Below are 8,130 nucleotides of genomic sequence, written 5' to 3'. Positions count from 1 at the left end.
GTGCCGGTGGTTTTCGCTTACAAATAGGGCGGCATAGCGTTCGAACGCTGTGCCGCCCTGGAAGGAGCGGGGTGAACACGCCCGCTATTCCCCATTCCGCGCCCGGAAATCCTCCATAAATTGCGCATCCTTGAGTTCCAGGCCGCGCTCTCCGGCCAGGCCCTCGATGTGGTGGGTAAACTCATGGGCCAAGGTGGCGTAGAGCTCCTCCTCCCAGTCTTCCTCCGTCCAGCCCTCCCGGCGGGCCAGGGCGGCGAAGGAGCCGTAATAGAGGTTGATATACCGCCCCATCTGATCGCTGCAGTACTCGCCCAGAACATACAGCTCCCCCGGAGGGGCCTCCGGATCCTCCTTGCACTCGGGCAGCAGCGAAATGCCCCCGTTCAGATCCTGGTAGAATTCCGGCGGGAAAGCCTCCGCCAGTTCATCCAGGATCTCGCCGACCAGATCAAAACTCAAAAGCATAGGGCCCCCTCCTCAAGCGTCCGCTGCGCGTCTGCGCTGCCCGGCCGTGCGCTCCCGGCTCATACCGCCCGGCCGTCCGACGAGGCCGCGCCGGAGACCTCCGGCCCGCCCGCCGGCGGTTTCATCGTCAGGGAGATGCGCTTCTTCTTCTCGTCTGCCTCCAGCACCCAGACCGTTACGATATCGCCCACGCAAAGAAGCTCGGAGGGGTGGCGCACCCGCCGTCCGGACAGCTGGCTGATGTGGACCAGCCCGTCCTGATGGACGCCGATGTCCACGAACACGCCGAAGTCGATGACATTGCGCACGGTGCCGGTGAGCTCCATGCCGGGCTTCAGGTCCTTCAGTTCCAGTACGTCGGTGCGCAGGATGGGCTTGGGGAGCTCGTCCCGGGGGTCCCGGCCGGGCTTGAGCAGCTCGCCCACGATGTCCCGCAGGGTGGGCAGCCCCACGCCGCACTCCGCGGCGGCGGCGGCTTCTCCATATTCCTTCAGCCGCTCCCGCAGCTGGAGCAGACGGCCCGCCTGCACGTCGGCCAGGGTATAGCCGCACAGTGCCAGCAGCTTTTGGGCGGCGTCGCAGCTCTCCGGATGGACGCCGGTATGGTCCAGAACGGACTTGGACTCCGGTACCCGCAGAAAACCCGCGCACTGCTCGAACGCCTTGGGGCCCAGCTTGGGTACCTTCAGGACCTGCTTCCGGGTGGTGAAGCTCCCGTTTTCTTCCCGGTACCTGACAATGTTTTTGGCCGTGGCGGCATTCAGACCGGCCACCCGGGTCAGCAGGGGGGCGGAGGCAGTGTTGAGATCCACGCCCACGGCGTTGACGCAGTCCTCCACCACGCCGGAGAGGGCCTCATCCAGCCTGGCCTGGGGCATGTCGTGCTGATACTGCCCCACACCGATGGACTTGGGGTCGATCTTCACCAGTTCCGCCAGCGGGTCCTGAAGACGGCGGGCGATGGAGACGGCGCTTCTCAGATTTACGTCGTATTCCGGAAACTCCTCTGCGGCCAGCTTGGAGGCGGAATACACACTGGCGCCCGCCTCATTGACGATCATGTAGCTGACCCCGCCGCCCACCTGGCGGATCAGCTCTACCGTCATCTGCTCGGTCTCCCGGCTGGCGGTGCCGTTGCCGATGGCGATATGCTCCACGCCGTGTTTGCGGATCAGGCGGGAGAGCACGTCGATGGCCTCCTGCTTTTTCCGCTCGTTAAAGGTGGGGTAGACGACCGCCGTGTCCAGTACCTTACCGGTCTTGTCCACCACCGCCACCTTGCAGCCGTTGCGGTAGCCGGGATCCAGCCCCATGGTCACCCGGCCGCGGACGGGGGGCTGCATGAGCAGGGGCTTCAGGTTCAGGGCAAAGTTGCGGATGGCGCCCTCGTTGGCCGCGTCGGTGAGCCTGCCGCGCACCTCCCGCTCCACACTGGGGGCGATGAGCCGGTCGTAGGCGTCCTCCGCGGCGGCGCGGACAAACGCCATGGAGGGCGCGCCGGGTACCAGCACGGCCCGGCGCACGGCGATGAGGGCGGCCTCCCGGTCCATATCCACCGAGACCTTCAGGACCGCCTCCCGTTCGCCCCGGTTGACGGCCAGCACCTGATGGCCCAGGACGCGCTCCACGGGCGCCTTGAAGTCGTAGTACAGCCGGTAGACCGTGTCCTCCGGATCCGGCTCCGCGGCGGAGGAGACCAGACAAGCCTTGCGTTGCCAGAGCTCCCGCAGCGTCTTGCGCAGGCCCGCGTCGTCGGAGATGCGCTCGGCAATGATATCGCCGGCCCCCTGGAGCGCCTCCTCCACGGTGGTTACGCCTTTTTCGGCATCCAGGAAGCCTGCGGCGGCTTGTTCCGGCGGGGGGCAGTCCCGCGCCTGGGCGAACAGCAGCTCGGCCAGCGGCTCCAGCCCCTTTTCCCTTGCGATGGCGGCCCGGGTGCGCCGCTTGGGCTTGTAGGGGCGGTACAGGTCCTCCACCTCCGCCAGGGTGGCGGCGGCGTCGATGGCGGCGGACAGCTCCGCGGTCAGCCTGCCCTGCCCCTCGATGGCGTTTTTGACCTCGCTGCGCCGTGCGTCCAGATTGCGCAGATAATGCAGCCGGTCGGCCAGGGCGCGCAGGGCGGTGTCGTCCATGGCGCCGTGAAGTTCCTTGCGGTAGCGGGCGATAAAGGGGATGGTATTGCCCTCGTCGATGAGGGCGACGACGTTTTGCACGTGCGTCTCGCTCCGGCCCAGTTCCCGGGCCAGAATCGATACGATAGTTTCCATTGGGATGCTCCTTTTGCTTGATCGTAATCCATATTTTACGATAAACCGGCGGCGAAGTCCAGCAAATCCGTTGCACATTTGCCGGCCGGCCTGTAAAATAGAGATCGTCAACCGATGGCGAAAGGAGAAATGAGTATGCAAGCGCGTTTACAGCAGATCAACGAGGAGTGGAAGCGTCTGGAGGAGGCGCGGGAGCGCCGGGAGCGGCTGGACCGCCGGATCGACGATCTGCGCGCCCAGCGCCGGGAGCGCAAGGAGAAGGAGGAGGAGTGCGCCGGCATCCTGGCAAAGGAGCGCGCCGACGTGGAGGCGCTGGAAAAACGCGGGCTTAAATCCTTTTTGGCAGCCCTCTCCGGGGAGAAGGAGGAGCGGCTCTCCCGGGAGCGGCGGGAGGAGCTGGAGGCCGCTGTGCGCTATGACCAGGCCCGCCGGGATCTGGAGTACATCGACGATCAGCTCCGCGCCCTGCTGGGACAGCGGGAGGCGCTGGAGGACCCGGCGGGGGAGCTGGAGCGGCTGCGTAAGGAGAAGGAGGCCCTGCTGCGCAGTATGGGAGGCGCTGTGGGCGCACAGCTGTCCGGACTGGACGGGCAGCTTGCGCCCCTGCGCCGCCGGCTGCGGGAGGTGGACGAGGCCCTTTCCGCAGGTCAGCAGGCAGGCAGCGCCCTGTCCTTCGTGCGCGCGGAGCTGGCCGACGCCGAGGGCCTGGGCACCTGGGATATGCTGGGCGGAGGATTGTTTGTGACCATGGCCAAGCATGAGCATATCGACGAGGCCCGCGCCGGGATCGACCAGGCGCAGCAGGCGCTGTGCCGGTTCCGCGCGGAGCTGGCCGACGTGCGCGTGGAAGATGTGCCCCAGATACAGATCGGGGAATTCGCCACCTTCGCCGACTATTTCTTCGACGGCCTGTTTGCCGACTGGGCGGTGCAGTCCGGCATCCACGACGCCCAGGCCAACGTGGAAGACGCCGCAGACCGGGTGGAGCAGGCGCTGGACGGCCTGCGGCAGCTGCGCGGCGATCTGGAGCGGCAGGTACAGGAGCTGGAACGCCGGCGGGAAGAACTGGTGGAGCAGGCATAAGCCGCCGGGAAAGGACCGCGCCCCCGGGGACCGCAAAGCGGTCCCCGGGGGCGCGGCGCGTTTACAGGCTGTCGCTGTCCACCAGGATATTATCGGTGCCGTGTTCCTCAAATTCCGCGATATAGGCGTCGATACGGCGGTTGAGCTCGTCGTAATTGCTCTCGTCGATGGGGGCGTCGTCCATATCCCGGCGGGCCAGGTCCTCCGCCAGGATGTCGAAGAACACATTGTTTTCATATTCCATGATGGCCTCATGGATGCCGCCCTCGGCAAAGGCGCGGGAGGGGATCACCTCGCCGTTACAGACCTCGGCCAGCGCACCCATGCCCTCCGCGCGGGCTTTGGAAAAGAGCAGGCTTTCCACTTTGTCGTAATCCTGAAAGCGGTCCTCACCGCGGGTGGAGTTTAAGATCCAGTTGCCGATATAGACCATATCCAGCAGGCGGCGGAATTGCTTGGTCGTCAGTTCCAGCTTCATGATGCACGTAACCTCCTCGCTGCAATGACGGTATGGGGTTGCCCTGGGGAAACGCTGATTCCATGCGCCTGCGGCGCTTTGCGGAAAGCAGGCGCCATCCGTTTGACGCGCTTTTTTGGAATGCATCCGGTTTTCCTGAAAAACCATGCCTGATCCTGGCGCAACATTTCGCGCAAAGCGCGCTTGCGGATGGAAGCGGGCCATCCCTAATTTATATTATAATCACGCTGGGGGAAATGTCAAACAGGAGCGGCTGGGAAACTGTGAAAATGCCCCTTGTCTTCCGGCGCGTTTTCGCATATGATAGTGTCTGCTTATGATACATAGAATGGGAGGGAGCGCCTTGGACGAACGGCCAATCGGCGTTTTTGATTCCGGGCTGGGGGGGCTCACCACCGTGCGGGAGCTGTGCCGCCTGCTGCCGGAGGAAGATATCGTGTACTTCGGGGATACCGGGCGGGTGCCCTACGGCAGCCGGTCCCGGGAGACCATTATCAAATATGCCCGGCAGGACGTGGCCTTTCTGCGCACGTTTGATCTGAAAGCCGTCGTCATTGCCTGCGGCACCGTATCCACCACCGCCCTGGACGTGCTCGCGGCGGAAAATGAGCTGCCGGTGCTGGGGGTGGTGGCTCCGGCCGCCCAGGCGGCGGCCCGGGCCACACGAAATGGAAGGATCGGACTCATCGGCACCCAGGCGTCCATCCGCAGCGGGGCCTATGAGCGCTGCATCGAACAGGCCCGGCCGGGCACGCAGGTGCTGCCGCAGCCCTGCCCTTTGTTTGTGCCGCTGGTGGAGAACGGCCGCTTCGCCCCTGGGGACGTCGTCATCGAAACGGTGGCCGCGGAGTACTTGGCGCCCCTGAAGCAGGCGGGCGTGGATACGCTGGTTTTGGGGTGCACCCATTACCCGCTTCTGGAGAGCGTCATCGGCAACTATATGGGACCCGGCGTAACGCTGGTCAGCGCAGGGGCCGAGGGGGCGCGGGCCGTGGCGGAGACCCTGCGGGAGCGCTCCGCCCTGGCCGGGGGGCGCGGCAGGGGCGCCTGCCGTTACTTTGTCAGCGACCGGGTGGAGGATTTTTCCCGCCTGGCCTCCATCTTCCTGGGCTGGGATGTGGCTGATTCCGTCGGTCAGGTGGAGATCGGCCGCTATTGAGGAGACGGCCCCCAAAGCCGCTTTGCCGCTTTTTTGACCAGCCGATTGAGGGGCGTCTCTTTACATTTTCAAAGGATTTGTGTATAATAATTTGCAATTTGCAATCCAGAGGATTTGAGGTACTCCGGCGTATGGAAAACAACGTGATTATTTCCATTAAGGGCAAGCAATCCTATGAGGATATGGAGGACGAGACCATCGAGCTGGTCACCGAGGGGCGGCTGGATCCGGATGGAACGGAGGGCTATACCCTGAGCTATCAGGAGAGCGAACTCACCGGGCTGGAGGGTACCCTGACCACCTTCCAGATCGAGCCCGAGCGGATCACCCTGCTGCGCATCGGGGAGGTCAACTCTCAGATGGTCTTTGAGCAGGGACGGCGTCACCTGTCCCTGTACGACACGCCCTACGGGTCCCTGTCCGTGGGGGTGAGCACCCGGAAGATGCATGCGGAGCTCGGCCTGTCCGGCGGCAGCATCGAGATCGATTACGCCATCGAGATCGACCACGCGGTGGCGGGGCAGAACTTATTCCAGATCAACGTAAGGGAGAAACGGCCGATTTTGCAGCAGTGATTTTTGCGTGGGCGGTCTCGAACCAACGGTTTTGCAGGGCAAAACCGTTGCTGCCGCGGCCATTCAGTTGCCGCGTGCAGCGCAAGCGCCGGGGCCGGTTTCCCGATACGGGCCGTATTATAAAAGAAAAGGTGAAGACGATGTCAAACATGATCCAGGCGGCGCGGGAACAGGTGCATGCCCTGACCCAGAGCGCCTACGAAAAAGCGGCGGCGGCGGGCGTCCTGCCCGCAGGCGCGCAGGTGAAGGCTACCATCGAGATCCCCAAGGACGTGAAAAACGGGGATTACGCCTCCTCCTTTGCCATGGCGGGGGCCAAGGCGCTGCACAGGGCGCCCCGGCAGATCGCCCAGGCCATCGTGGAGCATCTGGATCTGGCCGGCAGTTATTTTGACAAGGTGGAGATCGCGGGACCGGGCTTCCTGAACTTTACCCTGGGCAGCAAGTGGTATGCGGACGTGCTCTGCGACATTCAGGCGGAGGGAAAGCGGTACGGCGCCATCGACGAGGGGAAGGGCGAAACGGTCATGGTGGAGTTCGTCTCCGCCAACCCCACGGGCCCCATGCACATCGGCAACGCCCGGGGCGGCGTGCTGGGCGACGCGCTGGCCAGTGTGCTGGAGCGGGCGGGCTACGACGTGTGGCGGGAGTTTTACGTGAACGACGCGGGCAACCAGATCCACAAGTTCGCCCTGTCCATCGACGCACGCTATCTGCAGCGGATCCAGGGGGAGGAGAACGTGCCCTTCCCGGAGGACGGCTACCGCGGCGAGGATATCAAGGAGCTGGCCCAGGCCTTTTATGACGCCCACGGTGCGGACTGGAAGGACAAGAGCGAGGAGGAGCGCCAGGCGGCCATGGCCGAATACGGCCTGTCTGTCAACATCCCCCGCATGCAGGAGGATCTGCGCCGCTATCACATCGAGTACGACGAGTGGTTCCTGGAGTCCAGCCTCCACAACAGCGGCTATGTGGAGGAGACGGTGGGCCTGCTGCGGGACAAGGGCTGGACCTACGAGAAGGACGGGGCCCTCTGGCTGGACACCAGCGGCCTGCTCAGGCAGAAGTACCTGGCCGAGGGGAAGAGCCGGGAGCAGGTGGACAAGCTGGACCTGAAGGACGACGTGCTGCGCCGGGCCAACGGCTTCTATACCTATTTCGCCGCCGACATCGCCTATCACCGCAATAAGCTGGAGCAGCGCGGCTTCTCCAAGGCCATCAACATCTGGGGCGCGGATCACCACGGCCATGTTGCCCGCCTGCAGGCCGCGCTGGACGGCCTGGGACTGGACGGTTCGCACCGGCTGGTGGTGGTGCTGATGCAGCTGGTCAATCTGCTCCAGGACGGCCAGCCTGTCCGCATGTCCAAGCGCTCCGGCAAGGCCATCGCCCTGCGGGACCTGTTGGACGAGGTCAGCGTGGATGCCGCCCGGTTTTTCTTCAGCTCCCGCTCCTCCTCCAGCGCCCTGGACTTTGACCTGGACCTGGCGGTGCGGGAAGACAGCGAGAACCCGGTGTACTACGTACAGTACGCCCACGCCCGTATCTGCTCCCTGATCGCCCGGCTGGAGGAGGAGGGCGCGGCGGTGCCCGACGCGGCCGATGTGGACCCGGCAGTCTTTGCCACAGCGGAGGAGCGCGCGCTCATCAAGACCCTCTCCCAGCTGCCGGAGACCATCCGGCTCGCCGCACGGGACTATGATCCCGTGCATGTCAACCGCTATCTCATTACGCTGGCGGGGGAGTTCCACCGCTTCTACAATGCCTGCTATATCAAAGGAGAGGCCCCCGCGGTGCTCCGCGCCCGGCTGAAGCTGGCGGATACCGTGCGCAGCGTCATTGCCAACTGCCTGGAGCTGCTTGGCGTGGCCGCGCCGGAGAAGATGTAGGAAAACGGAGCGGGAGGCTGCGCGCACCGGCCTCCTGCAGCTGACTCAGGCCTGCCTGGGGCGGACAGTTTGTGAAACGATGGAGGAACGCGATCATTATGGACACCATCCCCTTATCCCTGCCGGTCCTGATGGACGGCGCCACGGGTACCGAGCTTTACCGGCGCGGCATGCCCAACGGCGTCTGTACGGAGCAGTGGGTGCTGGAGCACCC

Annotated in this window: 7 protein-coding genes; 4 read left to right on the top strand and 3 right to left on the bottom strand. The window is 64.6% G+C overall.

From position 1 onward, the window contains the following. Positions 1–84: 84 nt before the first annotated feature. Together MR825_RS04325 and MR825_RS04320 are read right to left on the bottom strand one after the other, a co-directional pair. On the bottom strand, positions 85–465 hold the full coding sequence (locus tag MR825_RS04325) for a metallopeptidase family protein (protein WP_186908090.1): 381 nt from the start codon (positions 463–465) through the stop codon (positions 85–87). A gap of 59 nt (positions 466–524) precedes the next feature. Then, positions 525–2,732 carry a Tex family protein gene (locus MR825_RS04320; RefSeq protein WP_186908091.1) on the bottom strand — a complete coding sequence of 736 codons (2,208 nt, stop codon included), beginning with the start codon at positions 2,730–2,732 and terminating at the stop codon, positions 525–527. Positions 2,733–2,867: 135 nt separating this feature from the next. Here MR825_RS04320 and MR825_RS04315 point away from each other — a divergent pair, with 135 nt between their 5' ends. Continuing rightward, positions 2,868–3,815 (top strand): hypothetical protein, encoded by a 948-nt coding sequence (locus MR825_RS04315; RefSeq protein WP_287879085.1) that lies wholly within the window; start codon positions 2,868–2,870, stop codon positions 3,813–3,815. Positions 3,816–3,876: 61 nt separating this feature from the next. On the opposite strand, the gene MR825_RS04310 is transcribed toward MR825_RS04315, so the two are convergent. Continuing rightward, complete coding sequence (locus tag MR825_RS04310; protein ID WP_287879084.1) at positions 3,877–4,293, bottom strand: hypothetical protein; 417 nt, start codon at positions 4,291–4,293, stop codon at positions 3,877–3,879. Between the two features lie 343 nt (positions 4,294–4,636). Between MR825_RS04310 and murI the strand changes: the two genes are divergently transcribed. The 3 genes from murI (at position 4,637) to argS (ending at position 7,916) form a co-directional block, all read left to right on the top strand. After that, positions 4,637–5,452: a glutamate racemase gene (gene murI, locus MR825_RS04305; protein WP_186908094.1), complete on the top strand. Its 816-nt coding sequence runs from the start codon at positions 4,637–4,639 to the stop codon at positions 5,450–5,452. Positions 5,453–5,583: 131 nt separating this feature from the next. Beyond that, a complete protein-coding gene (locus MR825_RS04300) occupies positions 5,584–6,027 on the top strand; it encodes a DUF1934 domain-containing protein (protein ID WP_186908095.1) in 444 nt (147 codons plus the stop codon). Positions 6,028–6,167: 140 nt separating this feature from the next. Continuing rightward, positions 6,168–7,916, top strand: a complete 1,749-nt coding sequence (gene argS / locus MR825_RS04295) for an arginine--tRNA ligase (protein WP_186908096.1) — start codon at positions 6,168–6,170, stop codon at positions 7,914–7,916. Positions 7,917–8,130 lie beyond the last annotated feature (214 nt).

The sequence above is a fragment of the Lawsonibacter sp. genome (assembly GCF_022777125.1).
GTDB lineage: Bacteria > Bacillota > Clostridia > Oscillospirales > Oscillospiraceae > Lawsonibacter_A > Lawsonibacter_A hominis.
The sequence above is the reverse complement of the archived record's forward strand: the minus strand, read 5'-3'. Positions and strand labels throughout refer to the sequence as shown.